This window comes from Flavobacterium sp. A45, from assembly GCF_002001005.1.
GTDB lineage: Bacteria > Bacteroidota > Bacteroidia > Flavobacteriales > Flavobacteriaceae > Flavobacterium.
Genome location: NZ_MUNX01000064.1, coordinates 42,484 through 58,875, shown reverse-complemented (window position 1 = coordinate 58,875; position 16,392 = coordinate 42,484). Strand labels below are relative to the sequence as shown.

The following is a 16,392-nucleotide window of genomic DNA, read 5'->3' as shown; positions in this document are numbered from 1 at the left end:
CTCCTGGGAATCTTGTTCCTGTCTGATTCGTTGTATAATCCGTACCGTTCCATGTGAAGGTCGCTCCCGAACAAATGGTTTGATTCGTTACTATATCTGCAGGTTTTGGCGTTACAGTCAAGTTCAATACTTGATCTGCAGTACAACCGTCTGCTCCTGGGAATCTTGTTCCTGTCTGATTCGTTGTATAATCCGTACCGTTCCAAGTGAAGGTCGCTCCCGAACAAATGGTTTGATTCGTTACTATATCTGCAGGTTTTGGTGTTATACTTACTGTAGATGTTACACTCAATGCACGACTACATGTACCATTACTAACATTCGTTATATTTAGTGTTGTGGTTGCAGAAACCCCTGTTACTGTAACATCTACAGTTCCTCCAACGCCTATTGTTGCAGTACCTGAAGCGGCTCCTGTATAAGTCACTATGTTACCAGCCGTACCTGATATAGTAAAAACAGCATTAGTTCCTGAACAAACTGGACTATTTGAACTCAAAGTGGTTGCTACCGGTAATGCATTAAAAGTAACATTAACATCATCCACTGAATCCATACATGGTGCATTAGAAATTGTCCAACGCAGCACATAAGCTGTTCCATCTGTTCCTGTGAAAGTGGTAGTTGGATTGGTATCCAAAGCAAATGATCCACCAACTCCACTTACAATAGTCCATTTTCCAGCACCCACTGTCGGAGCGTTTGCGCCAAGAGTAACCGTAGTAAGTCCGCAAGTAGCTGCTCCCGTTTGGTCAGCCCCTGCGTTTGCAGTCGTTGGCGTCGCTCTAATAACAAAATCTGTAGCAGTTCTACAGCCAGGATTACCAGAACATTCTGCGTAAAAAGTAGTTGTACCGGCTGTGTTTGTGTTTGGTAAACCTGAACTAGGCACACCTACTGGATTAAAAGGAGAACCAGATCCTATTAACATACCGCCTGAAGATGCTGTATACCAATTTATAGTACCATTTACGGTATAGGTTACTGTGATTCGCATATAATCCACATCAAGTTGTCTTGTTTGATTTGAACTACTTATTGCTGAAATTGCTACTCCAAAATCAGAAGCATTTATATCTGAAGGAGTCCAAGTAGTACCCCATAGATTATTTGTTGATCCATAAGTAACCGCCCCAAAACTATTTCTTGACCACCCTGCTCCTGTAGAAAGATTTGTTCCAACTACAGCTCCTGCTCTAACTAACCTTACACTATAATCATCAATACTATTAGAATTTGATTGACGATTAACAACAACTCTAATGCCATTTATTGTAGCTCCTGCCGGAATGGCAAAACCGTAATTAGTTCCAAAAAGATAATTAGTTATCGCATTTGATGCCAAATTCTGAGAAGCAAAATTAGTATCAGATGTGTTGATTATATTTCCAGTATTTGTCCAAGCACCAGTTCCTATACTACTGTCATTTGTACCATTCCCAGCATTATTAGGTCCGCTTGAAATTGTAGTTGTGTTACACACACCTGAAGAACTCAACGAACCAGAACCATCCTGACAAATCGTAACACCAGTAGTTATTGGTAACCCCGCAACCGCATTAATAACAATATTTGCACTAGTATTTGAAACACAACCACTAGCATTAGTAACTGTAAAGGTATAAGTAGCATTCGCTGGCAAATTAGAGATAGTTGCTGTTGTTCCAGTTCCTGATGTCGTTATTGAACCCGGCATTCTTGTCACTGTCCAAGTCCCTGACGGAGGCAAACCACTTAACAAAACACTTCCTGTTGGTGTTGCACATGTTGGCTGCGTTGGTGCAGCAGCATTTGGTGCGACTGGATTTGCAGCAATTACATCTACAGTCCCACTAGTTGCTGAACAAGATCCACCAACAGTAGCAGTTACATAATAACCGTTCCCTGCTGGGAGTAAAGTCCATGTTAATCCTGATCCTGTTCCTGCTTTAGCGCTTTGTACCGCGACGTTACTGGAATTATACAACTGATAAATGACTCCACTAACTGATGTTGATGACGAAATTGTACCATTTCCTCCTGGTGACACGCAAATTGTGCTTCCTGTCAAAGAAAGAGCTGTGGGTAATGCAACGGGAGTAGTCGATACACTAGCTGAATTGTTCGCAGTATTACTATCTGGCTGACTACCTGTCGGAATACTAGCGGTATTCAAATAGATTCCAGAAGCATTTACTCTACATAAAACTTTTAAAGTAATTACTTGAGCATTATTTAAATTTCCTATACTCCAAATACCTGTACCTGAATTGTAAGTTCCAACTGATGGCACAGAACTTATATAAGTATAGCCTGAAGGCAATAAATCATTAACCGATAATCCAGAAGCATTATTGGGTCCTAAATTAGTTACTGTAACAGTAAACTCAACATTTGAGCCTACACATGGGTTAGCTACATCAACTGTTTTTACTAATTCAAGATCAGTACATAAAGTAACAACTACTGGTTTTGACTGAATCTGTGACCCACAAACTAAAGTTGACGCAACTGAATACGAACCTGTCTGTGTAGCTGTATATGTATTTGAAGTTTGACCTGAAATAGCAACTCCATTAAAATACCATTGATAAGGAGCAAATCCTAATGGTGTAGATAAAATTGCCGAATTATTAGTACATCCACCACCTGAAATATAAGTCAAAGTGGGATCATCCGGCTGTTGTGCAAAATTTGAGAAAAAACCAGCCATAGAAAACCCTCCTCCTTGCTGTACAATAGAAACAGTCAACTTTGCTGAACTTGAAACCGAAATTATATCTGGGCTATTAATTTCTGTATCCGTAAAATTTATTAAATACCATCCAGTTGTACCTAATTGATATCTTGCTCCCGCAAGGGTTTCAATATTAACACCATTAACATCAACAACTGCTGTAGCATCATTAAGAAGTACATAACCAAAATAAGGTAATGAAGTAGCCGTATTATAAGCTCTAAATTTTTTGGTTTCTATAAAATTTGATCCCCCACAAGCAGATACTGGCGCAATTACCGATATATCAACTTCACATGATTGTGCTGTTCCTGAATAAACTGCTACATTTTCTGTTGCAGAAATTCTTGATGCAGTAAAATCAGTCCCAGGAACTCCGTTTATAAATGTATGAAAATCACCGGCATTAATTAGAGTAGTTGTAACTGTACCTGTTAATGCACCCGTAATAGAAAAAGTATTAATTGTCAAAACAGTATTTGGCTTTGTAGCAACTACCGTAGTTTGCTCCGCAGTATTATTCCCTCTACCTCTTTGAATAAAATATTCAGATCCCAAAACAGCTTCCGGAGGAATTTGATCAAAAGTACCATCACCACAACCACCGGGAGCATCTAATCTAGCAGAGGTATTCATTACAGTACCATTCGAAGATTCAACCAAAGAACCAATTGGCGCTTGAAACAAATAACTTTGTCCTGCGTTTAATGTTGTTAAAACAGTACCATTTAATCTTACTGTAGTACCATTACTTATTGCTAATATACTGTAGGTTGGCGTTTCAGAGCCTGCAATAGCACCATTTCTATAGTAACCTATTCTATAACGAACACCTATTCCCGCATCCCCAAAACTTGTCAACGAAGCATTCCCTTTTATGTTAGCATCAGACCCTTCAGATCCTAAATTATCAGAAGCTACATTTCTTAAGTTAACCGAAGTTGGTCCATTACTAGTTACTATTAATCCGGCCGCATTTATAACTGTATTAGTTGGATGAACAGCCAAAACACTTGGAAGTCCCAAAAAACGATAAACTGCTGGCGTTCCCTTAATGGCAGTCAGATTTGCTATTAAAGTCCCATCACTTTTTTTCAACTCGACACTAACAGTAGTAGTAGAATTTGTAGCAATAATAATTTCATTAGCTTTACTAAAGTATTGCCATGGAGCTGGAGCTACATAATGTGTTGTGTAAAATTGAGAAAAAACAGTATGACTACTGAATAAAAACAAAGCAATAAAAAACAATGACTTAACAAGGTTAAGCCTTTTCAAAGTAAAGTTTGTCATAATCAATTTAGCATTAAGTTTAAATAGAATGGGTTTTGCAAAACTATATAATTATTAATAACTTATTAACAAAATCCGTTTAACTGCGTTTTTTGTCGCCAATTAGCATTTTAATCGACATAATGCCGAATAAAACGTTAAATAGCAATCAATTACAAGCTAAAAATTAAGTATTTCACAAAGAAAATGAAAGAAGCAAAACCAACAAGTAATACAAAAAACTTGTTAAAAAAATTGAATTATTCTAGAAACGAAATATTCCTATTAAGACCCTGATATTTAGCCCGTTTAAGAGGAGAATCCTTAAACACGATTTTGAAAATTTCCTCGGTAATTTCTATCCAATCTTTCTTGGACATTGAAAGTAATTCTGGATTTGCATTGAACAAAGGTTCATTGTGGGATTTAGAAAAACGATTCCAAGGGCAAACGTCTTGACAAGTATCACAACCAAAAGCCCAATCATCAAATTTACCCTTCATATCCGAAGGAATGTTTTCTTTAAGTTCAATAGTGAAGTAAGAAATGCATTTACTGCCATCCACGACATAAGGCGCAACAATAGCCTCTGTTGGACAAGCGTCAATACAGGCTGTACAGGTACCGCAATGGTCCGTAACAGCTTGGTCATATTCTAAATCCAAATCAATTATAAGCTCAGCGATGAAATAAAAAGAGCCAACTTTTTGAGTTAATAAATTACTGTTTTTGCCAATCCAGCCTAAACCACTTTTGGCGGCCCAAGCTTTATCCAAAACAGGAGCAGAATCCACAAAAGCGCGCCCAGAAACTGCACCTATATTTGACTCTATCGAAAAAAGAAGTTCTTTAAGTTTGTCTTTGATGACAAAATGATAATCCTGCCCATAGGCATATTTGGATATTTTATAGGAATCTGGATTTTGAAATTCTGAAGGGTAGTAATTTAATAAAAGAGATACCACACTTTTGGCATCATCAACGAGTAAAGTGGGATCCAAACGTTTATCAAAATGATTCTCCATATAGGACATCTGTCCATTGTAATTTTGATTCAGCCAGTTTTCCAAACGAGGTGCTTCATTTTCCAGAAAGCCAGCTTTTGATATACCACAAGATAAAAACCCGAGACGTTTGGCCTCGGATTTTATAAATTGCGTGTATTTTGACTTATTATTTATGACTTATTTTTTAAAAAAGATCTTAATCACTATCAAAGCCCTAGCCCTGATAGAAACGGCTTCCTTTTCTGCTTCCTTCAAGCAGAAAAAGATATAGTGGATAGCAGGAATTTCTCCTAGCCATTAAAATAACCCACCTTGAATATTGGTATTTATTTTTCCCAAATGCTTATAAGCTTTTTCGGTAACTTCACGCCCTCTAGGTGTTCGCATAATGAAACCTTCCTGAATCAAAAATGGCTCATAAACTTCCTCAATAGTTTCGCTACTTTCGGACACAGCTGTTGCCAATGTCGACAAACCAACAGGACCTCCTTTGAACTTATCAATGATGGTATTCAAAATTTTATTGTCCATTTCGTCCAAACCATGAGCATCTACATTTAATGCCTTTAAGGCATAACGGGCAATTTCAATATCGATTGTTCCATTTCCTTTTATTTGAGCAAAATCACGAACACGACGCAATAACGCATTTGCAATTCGAGGCGTCCCTCTGCTTCTGCCAGCAATTTCGATAGCGGCTTCCATAGTAATCGGCATTTTGAAAATCATGGCACTACGTTCGACAATAGTGGTCAAAAGCTCCGTGGTATAGTATTGCAGTCTTGAGGAAATACCAAAACGAGCACGCATTGGAGCAGTCAAAAGCCCTGAACGGGTAGTCGCACCAATAAGCGTGAATGGATTCAAATTGATTTGAACTGTCCTTGCATTTGGACCCGATTCGATCATGATATCAATCTTAAAATCCTCCATAGCCGAATATAAGTACTCTTCGACTATCGGACTCAAACGATGAATCTCGTCTATAAACAAAACATCTCTTTCTTCAAGATTGGTAAGCAATCCAGCTAAATCACCTGGCTTGTCCAAAACAGGTCCAGAAGTAATTTTGATGCCTACCTCCAATTCATTGGCCAAAATATTAGCCAAAGTTGTTTTTCCCAAACCTGGAGGCCCATGAAACAGCGTATGATCAAGAGCTTCATTTCTTTGATTAGCCGCAGCAACAAAAACCTTTAAATTCTCCAATACTTGATCCTGACCCGCAAAATCATCAAACGATAATGGCCTCAATTTTTTTTCAATATCCAGTTCTTCAGAACTAAAGTTATTATTGGTCGGATCTAAGTTTTCATTCATGCGATAAAGATAAAAAAAGTAATCATTCTATATAAAAAAAATGCCTTTCAATATTGAAAGGCATTTATATGATTTTGAAATTTTAGTGATGTAAAACTACCTCACCCTCTTTCATTGGAACCGTTTGAGGTACAAAATCCTCTTCGTGAGCAGGATTACTGTAATCGTAAGGCCAACGGTGTACATGAGGAATTTCTCCTGGCCAGTTACCGTGTATATGCTCAACTGGTGTAGTCCACTCTAAAGTATTAGACTTCCATGGATTTTGAACCGCTTTTTTACCGTAGAAAATACTAACAAAAAAGTTATACAAAAACACTAATTGGAAAGCTCCACCAATTAAAGCAAAAGTTGTTATCAATACGTTTACATTTTGCAAATCATCAAACAATGGGAAGTTAGTATTTGTGTAATAACGTCTTGGTAAACCAGCTAAACCGATGAAGTGCATTGGAAAAAATACTCCATAAGCACAAACAGCTGTTACCCAAAAGTGAACATATCCTAAATTCTTGTTCAACATTCTACCGAACATTTTTGGATACCAGTGGTAAACTCCAGCAAACATTCCGTAAAGAGCAGATATACCCATTACTAAGTGGAAGTGAGCTACAACAAAATAAGTATCGTGAACATTAATATCTAATGTACTATCTCCAAGAATGATTCCCGTTAAACCTCCAGTGATGAAAGTAGAAACCAAACCAATAGAAAACAACATGGCAGGATTCATTTGTAGATTACCTTTCCAAAGTGTAGTAATATAATTAAATGCTTTTACAGCGGATGGAATTGCAATCAACAGGGTTGTGAAGGTAAACACAGATCCCAAGAATGGATTCATTCCAGAAATAAACATGTGGTGTCCCCAAACAATTGTAGATAAAAATGCAATTGCAATAATAGACATAATCATCGCTCTGTAACCAAAGATTGGTTTACGAGAGTTTGTAGCTATAATTTCAGAAGTAATCCCCAATGCAGGTAAGATTACAATATAAACCTCAGGGTGACCTAAGAACCAAAACAAGTGCTCAAAAAGAACAGGAGAACCACCTTGGTAATGTAAAACTTCACCAGCGATATAAATATCCGATAAGAAGAAAGAAGTACCAAAACTTCTGTCAAAAATCAACAACAATGCAGCTGATAATAAAACCGGGAAAGAAACAATACCAATAATAGCAGTTACAAAGAAAGCCCAAATAGTAAGTGGCAATCTTGTCATAGACATACCTTTTGTTCTTAAGTTAATTACCGTTACAACATAATTCAAAGATCCCATCAAAGAAGAAGCAATGAAAACAGCCATAGAAACTAACCACAAAGTCATACCGGCACCAGATCCAGAAATAGCTTGAGGAAGTGCACTTAAAGGTGGGTAAATTGTCCAACCCGCATTAGCAGGTCCTGATTCAACAAATAATGAACAAATCATTAATACACTGGACAAAAAGAATAACCAATAGGAAATCATATTCATGAATCCTGATGCCATATCCCTAGCACCAATTTGCAGTGGTATCAACAAGTTACTAAACGTACCACTTAATCCAGCAGTAAGAACAAAGAATACCATGATCGTACCGTGTATTGTAACTAAAGAAAGGTAAATATCGTTAGCCATTACTCCATTTGGAGCCCATTTGTCTCCAAGTAATATATTGAAAATCTTAAAAGATTCTTCTGGCCAAGCTAATTGCATTCTGAAAAGCATAGACATACCAACACCTATAACTCCCATAATAATACCTGTAAGCAGGTATTGCTTGGCAATCATTTTATGGTCAATACTAAAAATATATTTAGTAATGAATGTGTCCTTATGGTGGTGTTCGTGTTCGTGATCGTGTCCGTGATCGTGACCTTCTGCTGACATATATTTATACTTTAAATTTTCTTAATAATTATTTCATTGCTATTTTGGCAACAGCTGCAGTATCTTTTGTAAGAGTAGAATCTTTACCTAAAGTTGCATCTGGAGCAGCTGGTTCAGCTTTTGAAGCTTTTACTTCACTAACTAATGTTGCTTTTTCACTTAACCATTTTTTATAATCCTCTGGAGTATCAACAACAACTTTCATTTGCATATTGTAGTGAGATGAACCACAAATCTTGTTACATAACAACAAATACTCAAAAGTGTAAGGATCCAATCCAGTTTCACCTTTAGCAACCAATTCAATACTTCTTTTAGCTCTAATAGCATTAATATTAGCAACTTTCTCTATTATGAAAGGCATTGCTTGATATTCCGCTGTTGTATAAATTGGTGTAAAAGCGAATTCAGTTACCATACCAGGAACACAGTTCATTTGCGCTCTAAAATAAGGAAAGTACGCTGAGTGCAATACATCTTGGGATCTCATTTTGAAGTGAACCTTTTTTCCTTTAGGGATATGCAATTCAGAAACCACAATATCATCTTGAGAATAAGGATCTGACAAATCAACACCTAGAGTATTGATACCTTCAATCAATCTAACGTTTGCTTTACCTAAAACATTATCGGCTCCAGCATATCTTGCAGTCCATTTAAACTGTTGAGCATACAACTCAATAACTACTGTATCCTCATCCTCATCAACAAACATAATGTTTGTCCAAGCATAAAGTCCATAAAGAATTAAACCAGCCAAAACTACAGCAGGAATTACACTCCAGATTGCTTCCAATTTATTATTGTCTGCAAAATACAAGGCTCTTTTATCCTTATTTCCTCTGTACTTAAATGCGAAGTAATGCAATAGTACTTGTGTGATTGCCTGAACAATAAAAATCAACACCCATGTAATATTCATTAGGTTGTCAATCAGCGCACCATGTTCAGATGCAGGAGTATGAAGAACCAATGGTCCCCATGCGTAAACACCATATATTGTAAAGATATAGATGAAGGCCAAAAAACCAAACATCAAATATCCCTGCACATTATTATCATCATCGGTTGCAACCTGTGAATCGTCCGAAGCCGATGCAACTTGCGTTAAATCGAATATCTTCGTCAATTGCCACACAGCAACAGCCAATAAAACTAAAACTATAATTACCAACAAACTTGTCATCTGTTTATCTCTTTAAATATTAATAATGAAAATGTTTACTCTCTTCTATGAATGGATTTCTTTTTGCTAACAAAGGAGCTTTAGTCAATGCTGAGAAAACAACAAATATAAATAATCCAAGGAAGAATAAAACGGATGCAATTTCTGGAACACCAATAAACCAACTACTTCCTACAGTACCCGGCATAATCATATTAAAGAAGTCAATATAATGACCTAACAATATAACAATACCAGCCATAACTAAAATCCAAGTAATTCGTTTGAAATCTGTATTAATTAAGATTAAAACAGGGAACAAGAAATTCATGACAACAGCACCAAAGAAAGGTAAGTTATACTCTTGAATTCTTGTAATAAAGTAAGTGATCTCTTCAGGGATGTTAGCGTACCAAATCAACATAAATTGTGAGAACCATAAGTAAGTCCAAAATACGCTGATACCAAACATAAATTTAGCTAAATCGTGAATATGGCTTGAATTTACATTTTCTAAGTATCCTCTAGATTTCAAGTAAAGTGTAACCATACAAATCATAGTAATACCGCTTACAAAGAAACTTGCGAATACATACCATCCAAACAAAGTACTAAACCAGTGAGGATCGATTGACATAATCCAGTCCCAAGACATAATAGATTCAGTAACGATGAAGAATACTAAAAATCCAGCTGAATAGTTAAAATTCTTTTTGTAGAAACTATTGTCATTTGATTCATCTTGAGCCAAACAATTTTTTCTAGAATAATAACGATACAAATTCCATCCTAACAAAAATACTGCAGCTCTAACAATCCAAAAAGGGAAGTTCAAGAAACCAGATTTTGTCTGAATAAGTTCGTCGTGTTTTACAACTTCAGGATCTAACCAAATAAACAAATGATTAAAGTGTAGTCCACAAAGTACCAAAAAGATGAAGAATATCACTGAACCTACTGGTAAGTAAGCAGTAATCCCTTGCATAACTCTAAATAAAACTGGAGACCAGCCAGCTTGTGCAACTTGTTGAATGGCGTAAAAAGCCAATGTTCCTAAAGAAAGCAACATAAAGAAAATACAGGCCACATACAATGCTGCCCATGGTTTGTTGCTTAACTGATGAAGCACATGCTCTAAATGTTCTTGGTGTTCAGCATCAGCTTTTACATCATGCTTACCAGCCTCAGCTTTACCGTGTACTGGTGCCACTGCTTCATGAGCACTTTCAGAACCATGTGCAGATGAAACTGCTTCATGAGTTGCTTCACCGTGACCTCCATGTGAGTCAGCAGCAAGAAGAGCTTCTACTTCTTGAATATTTTTTGGTGCAGTCAAAAAACCATATCCAATTCCCAAAAGGCCTACAGCCATTAAGACGAAAGAAAAAGTTTTTAATTTACTTGAAAATGTATACATATCTATTACGATCAGTTTGTTCAACAATTATTATTGTGCTTTTAGTTTAAGAACATAGTCAGCAACTAACCAACGTTCGTGAGCACTCATTTGATTAGCATGTGAACCCATGGCATTCAAACCATAAGTTTCAACATAAAAAATACTTCCTTCAGTAATTTCTCTGTCTTTGTAATTAGGAACACCAAGAAATTTTTCTCTTTCAACTAATTTTCCTTTACCATCACCTGTCGCACCGTGACAGCTAATGCAGTATATTTCGTAAAGCTCTTTTCCTTTTTCGGAATTTCTGTCCAATGAATCTAAAGGAGATTTCAAATTGGCTTTAGCCAATGCATAACCTTCTGGAGTGTTTTCATATTCGAATGGCTCAAAGCCTCTATTTATAGAACCCACAGCAGGAAGTCTACCTTCTTTACCATCTTTAAAAACATCAACCGGAGCTGTAGCATAAGTTTCTGCACTTACTGCTTCATACATATTTGGAAAATATTGATAATTCGGTTTGTCTTTATTAAAACAAGATGAAACCGTTATCATTAAACCCAATACAAGTGTTATTTTATATAAACTTTTCATATCTCAATTAATGCTTTTCAATTACTTTAACTTCTACCGCACCTGTACCTTCAAAGAAAGAAATAAGCTCTTCTTCATTATTGTTAACAGCCACTTCCATCAAAAAGTGATCATCAGTAGTTCTCACATCAGGATTTTCAGCTTCTTTAAATGGCCATAATCTACTTCTCATATAAAAAGTGATCACCATTAAGTGAGCTGCAAAAAATACCGTTTCTTCAAACATAATAGGCACAAAAGCCGGCATGTTATCAATATAGCTAAAACTTGGTTTTCCACCAATATCTTGAGGCCAATCTTGAATCATAATATAATTCATCATCCAAGTACCAAAAGATAATCCACACAAACCGTAGATAAAAGCACATATCGCTAAACGTGTAGGTGCAAGTCCCATAGCTTTGTCCAACCCGTGAACTGGGAATGGTGTAAATACTTCTTCAATATGGTGATGAGCTGCACGTGTCTTTTTTACGGCATCCATCAAAATATCATCGTCATTATAAATGGCGTATATAACTTTATTACTCATGGTGTGAATGTTTATTAGCTTCTCTTTCTTTAATATATTGTTCTCCTGTAGCTTTCAATATTGTTTTAACCTCGGCTTGAGCAATTACAGGGAATGTTCTTGCATACAATAAGAATAACACAAAGAAGAAACCTATTGTTCCGATAAAAATTCCAATATCAACAAATGTTGGAGAGAACATAGTCCATGAAGATGGTAAATAATCTCTATGTAATGAAGTTACGATAATTACAAATCTTTCAAACCACATTCCAATGTTTACAACAATCGAAATTATAAAAGAAAACATAATACTAGTTCTTAATTTTTTGAACCACATAAATTGTGGAGAGAACACGTTACATGTCATCATAGCCCAATATGCCCAAGCATAAGGTCCAGTTGCTCTGTTCAAGAAAGCATATTGCTCATACTCTACACCAGAATACCAAGCAATAAACAACTCAGTAATATAAGCAACACCAACGATAGAACCTGTAATCATAATTACAATGTTCATCAATTCGATATGCTGAATAGTAATGTAAGCTTCAAGATTAATAACTTTTCTCATAATGATAAGCAAAGTATTTACCATTGCAAATCCAGAAAAAACAGCTCCAGCAACGAAGTATGGAGGGAAGATTGTAGTATGCCATCCCGGAATTACAGAAGTAGCAAAGTCCATCGATACAATTGTATGTACAGAAAGTACAAGAGGAGTAGCTAAACCTGCAAGAACCAATGAAACTTCTTCGAAACGTTGCCAATCTTTAGCTCTACCGCTCCATCCAAAACTTAAGATAGAATAAACTCTTTTATTAAAAGGTGTAACAGCTCTATCACGCAACATTGCAAAGTCAGGCAACAATCCAGTCCACCAGAAAACCAATGATACTGAAAGATAAGTTGAGATAGCGAATACGTCCCAAAGTAATGGAGAGTTAAAATTCACCCAAAGAGATCCAAATTGATTTGGAATTGGTAATACCCAATACGCCAACCAAGGACGTCCCATGTGTATAATTGGAAATAAACCTGCTTGTATTACAGAGAAAATTGTCATTGCCTCTGCAGAACGGTTAATCGCCATTCTCCATCGTTGACGGAATAATAAAAGTACAGCAGAAATAAGTGTTCCTGCGTGACCAATACCAACCCACCAAACGAAGTTAGTAATATCCCAAGCCCAACCAACTGTTTTGTTTAATCCCCAAGTACCAATACCTGTAGATACTGTGTATATAATACAGCCTAATCCCCAAAGGAAGGCTATTAATGCGATTGAAAATACAATCCACCATTGTTTATTTGCTTTACCTTCAATAGGTGCGGCTACGTCTACAGTTATATCGTGATACGATTTATCACCTATAACTAAGGGTTTTCTAATGGCTGCTTCGTAGTGAGACGACATAATCCTTTATTTGATTCTTAATTAATAATTTTTGTACTAGGTATTTCTAACTTTAACATGGTATACAACATTTGGTTTTGTACCAACATGCTCTAATAAATGATAACTTCTTTCGTCTTCTGCCAATTTAGCAACAACAGCTTCTTTATCATTTACATCTCCAAATATCATTGCTCCAGTAGAACAAGCATTTGAACAAGCAGTTTGGAATTCACCATCTTTTATTGCTCTTCCTTCGTTTTTAGCTTTCAAAATTGTTGCTTGTGTCATTTGAATACACATTGAACATTTTTCCATTACTCCACGAGAACGAACGTTAACATCTGGATTTAAAACCATACGTCCTAAATCATCATTCATATGATAATCGAATTCACTGTTTTTGTTGTATAAGAACCAGTTGAAACGACGTACTTTATAAGGACAGTTATTAGCACAGTAACGAGTACCAACACATCTGTTATAAGCCATTTGATTTTGACCTTGACGACCGTGTGAAGTTGCAGCAACAGGACAAACAGTCTCACAAGGAGCATGATTACAATGTTGACACATTACAGGTTGGAAAGAAACTTGTGGATTATCTCCTGCTTTTTCCATTTCATTGAAAGTAGATAATGAACTAGATAAACCAGCTATATTATCTTTTCTTTCATTGTCTCCTTCAAATGTGCTTTCAGAAGAATAGTATCTATCAATACGCAACCAGTGCATATCTCTACTTCTTCTTACTTCATCTTTACCAACAACTGGTACGTTATTTTCAGCATGACATGCAATAACACATGCACCACATCCAGTACAAGCATTTAAATCAATAGAAAGATTAAAGTGATGTCCAGTAGAACGATCAAATGAACCCCATAAATCTACCGAAGTAGCATCAACTTCTTTGTGATCTAAAGAAACCTTCGGTTGTTCATTCCAAACTTCTGCATCTTTAGTATTGAAAATTTCAAGAGTAGTTTCTTTAATGATATCTCCTCTTCCCATTAATGTTTTCTGACCTTGAACACAAGCAAATTCGTGTTCACCATCAGCCTTCACTATTGAAACAGATTGTACATTATTAAATCCACTATATAAAGCGTAAGAATTAATACCTACTTGCATTTCTTCTTTTAAAGCTGCTTTACGACCGTAACCCAAAGCCATTCCCACAGTACCAACAGCTTGACCTGGTTGAACAATTACAGGAACATTTTCAAGTTTAACGCCATTAGCAGTCAAAGTAACATAGCTACCGTTTAATCCACCGTTAGCAACTATCTCATTTGACAATCCCCATTTCTTAGCATCTGCATTAGAAACAGTAACATAATTATCCCAAGAAACTCTTGTCAATGGATCTGGAAACTCTTGCAACCAAGGATTATTAGCTTGCTGACCATCTCCCATTCCTGTTTTAGTATATAATACCAATTCAGTAGCAACAGATTTCGCTTGAGCTAATGCATTTGCAGCACCATTGTAATCTGCAGTTCCAGCTGCTGATGTCGGAACAACACCAACATAAACACCATCATGTAAAACTTTATTCCATGAAGAACCAGCAATAAATAATCCTGAAAAAGCTTTCAAGTAATCATAATAAGTTCCAGGAATTCCGTTTATAGACAATAAAACATCTTGAAATTGTTTTGTATCGAATAATGGACGAATAGTAGGCTGAGTAATACTATAAGTGCCTTTTGTCAAAGTTAAATCTCCCCAAGCCTCTAAGTAATGAGGAACTGGAGCAGCAATTGTTGTCAAAGAAGCAGTTTCATCTTCTTTTAATGACAATGCAACTGATGTTTTTACTTTTTTCAAACCTTCAACAAATAATTTGCTGTCAGCCAAAGTATAAACTGGGTTAACACCGCTCATGATTAAAGTATGAACACTTCCAGCATTCATGTCTTTTACTAACTGAGCTACTTTTTCATTAGATCCTTTACGGATTTGTCTAGTTCCAGAAGTATTAAAAGCTTCACTTGCCAAAACTTGGTTAATAGCAAGAACTAATAACTGAGCATTTTTATCTTGAATACCTGAAACTAAAACACCTTTAGCACCAGCAGCTTTTAATTGCTGAGCTGCTTTAGTAACATCAGCTTTGAAAGCTGCATCCAAAGAAACAGCAACAGATGAACCAGTAATAACATTATATATATGAACTAATGCTTGCTTTTGATTAGCAGTTGACATAGCAACACGCTTATCAGCAGCAGCACCAGACAAAGTCATATTAGACTCTAATTGTATGTGTTTTGATATTGTTTTCTTTCCAACAGATCCTGATGGAATTCTTCCTTTTGCATATCCTGAATCATAACCTCCACCTTGCCAGTCTCCAAGGAAATCAGCACCAACAGAAACAATAACTGATGCTTTTGAAAAGTCATAATCCACTAAAGCTCTTTCTCCATAAACTGTTTCAAAAGCATCTAACGCTTCTGAAGAAGAAACAGCATCATATATAACATGTTTTGCATTAGGATTCTTAGCAATAAAATCAGCAATCAACTTTTCAGTTGAAGGACTTGCCAATGTATTTGTTAAAAAGACTATCTGTCCTCCTTTTGCTTTAGCATCAACAATACTAGATTTGATTTTTGAATCAACTGCTGACCAAGACGCATTTTTAGCATCTAGCTTAGGCTCTTTCAAACGCATATTATCATACAATGACAATATAGAACCATGAACTCTGGCATTAGCAGAAAACTTAGCCCCAGCAATAGTGTTATTATCTATTTTAATTGGACGCCCTTCACGAGTTTTTACCAAAAGGTTTGCAAAATCAAAACCGTCAAAAACCGAAGTTGCATAATAATCAGCTACTCCAGGAACGATTTGTTCAGGTTGCAAAACATAAGGAATTGATAAATGCACAGGACCCTCGCATGCAGCAAGAGAAGCTGCAGCTGTACTAAAACCAACGTACTTTAAAAAGTCACGACGTGTAGTTGAAGAAGAAGACAAAGCCGCTTCATTTCCTAAAAACTCATCCGTAGGAATCTCTTCAACAAATTCGTTATTTCTAAGCGCCTCAACAATAGAACTATTTCCGTCTAGTTCTTCAACACTTTTCCAGTATTTTTTGTTTGATGACATATTATATATA

At 36.2% G+C, this 16,392-nt stretch carries 9 protein-coding genes and 1 pseudogene; all 10 read right to left on the bottom strand.

Annotation, left to right across the window (positions count from 1 at the left end; all coding sequences use genetic code 11):
* Positions 1 to 4,009: pseudogene (locus B0E44_RS06055) on the bottom strand (DUF11 domain-containing protein); the annotation flags it as partial.
* 239 nt (positions 4,010 to 4,248) lie between these two features.
* On the bottom strand, positions 4,249 to 5,169 hold the full coding sequence (gene queG / locus B0E44_RS06050; RefSeq protein WP_077371533.1) for a tRNA epoxyqueuosine(34) reductase QueG: 921 nt from the start codon (positions 5,167 to 5,169) through the stop codon (positions 4,249 to 4,251).
* Between the two features lie 123 nt (positions 5,170 to 5,292).
* Positions 5,293 to 6,315 (bottom strand): Holliday junction branch migration DNA helicase RuvB, encoded by a 1,023-nt coding sequence (gene ruvB / locus B0E44_RS06045; protein ID WP_077371530.1) that lies wholly within the window; start codon positions 6,313 to 6,315, stop codon positions 5,293 to 5,295.
* An 82-nt stretch (positions 6,316 to 6,397) separates the two neighbouring features.
* Positions 6,398 to 8,194, bottom strand: a complete 1,797-nt coding sequence (locus tag B0E44_RS06040) for a cbb3-type cytochrome c oxidase subunit I (RefSeq protein WP_077371527.1) — start codon at positions 8,192 to 8,194, stop codon at positions 6,398 to 6,400.
* A gap of 28 nt (positions 8,195 to 8,222) precedes the next feature.
* A complete protein-coding gene (locus B0E44_RS06035; RefSeq protein ID WP_077371524.1) occupies positions 8,223 to 9,380 on the bottom strand; it encodes a cytochrome c oxidase subunit II in 1,158 nt (385 codons plus the stop codon).
* Between the two features lie 19 nt (positions 9,381 to 9,399).
* The gene (locus B0E44_RS06030; protein ID WP_077371521.1) at positions 9,400 to 10,776 is read right to left on the bottom strand and encodes a quinol:cytochrome C oxidoreductase; all 1,377 of its coding nucleotides are present in this window, start codon (positions 10,774 to 10,776) and stop codon (positions 9,400 to 9,402) included.
* Positions 10,777 to 10,806: 30 nt separating this feature from the next.
* On the bottom strand, positions 10,807 to 11,355 hold the full coding sequence (locus B0E44_RS06025) for a cytochrome c (protein ID WP_077371518.1): 549 nt from the start codon (positions 11,353 to 11,355) through the stop codon (positions 10,807 to 10,809).
* Positions 11,356 to 11,362: 7 nt separating this feature from the next.
* Positions 11,363 to 11,887, bottom strand: a complete 525-nt coding sequence (locus B0E44_RS06020) for a DUF3341 domain-containing protein (protein ID WP_077371515.1) — start codon at positions 11,885 to 11,887, stop codon at positions 11,363 to 11,365.
* The gene (nrfD, locus tag B0E44_RS06015) at positions 11,880 to 13,283 is read right to left on the bottom strand and encodes an NrfD/PsrC family molybdoenzyme membrane anchor subunit (RefSeq protein WP_077371512.1); all 1,404 of its coding nucleotides are present in this window, start codon (positions 13,281 to 13,283) and stop codon (positions 11,880 to 11,882) included. The genes B0E44_RS06020 and nrfD overlap by 8 nt, the downstream gene beginning before the upstream one ends.
* Positions 13,284 to 13,319: 36 nt before the next feature.
* Positions 13,320 to 16,382: a TAT-variant-translocated molybdopterin oxidoreductase gene (locus B0E44_RS06010; RefSeq protein WP_077371509.1), complete on the bottom strand. Its 3,063-nt coding sequence runs from the start codon at positions 16,380 to 16,382 to the stop codon at positions 13,320 to 13,322.
* Positions 16,383 to 16,392: the final 10 nt, after the last annotated feature.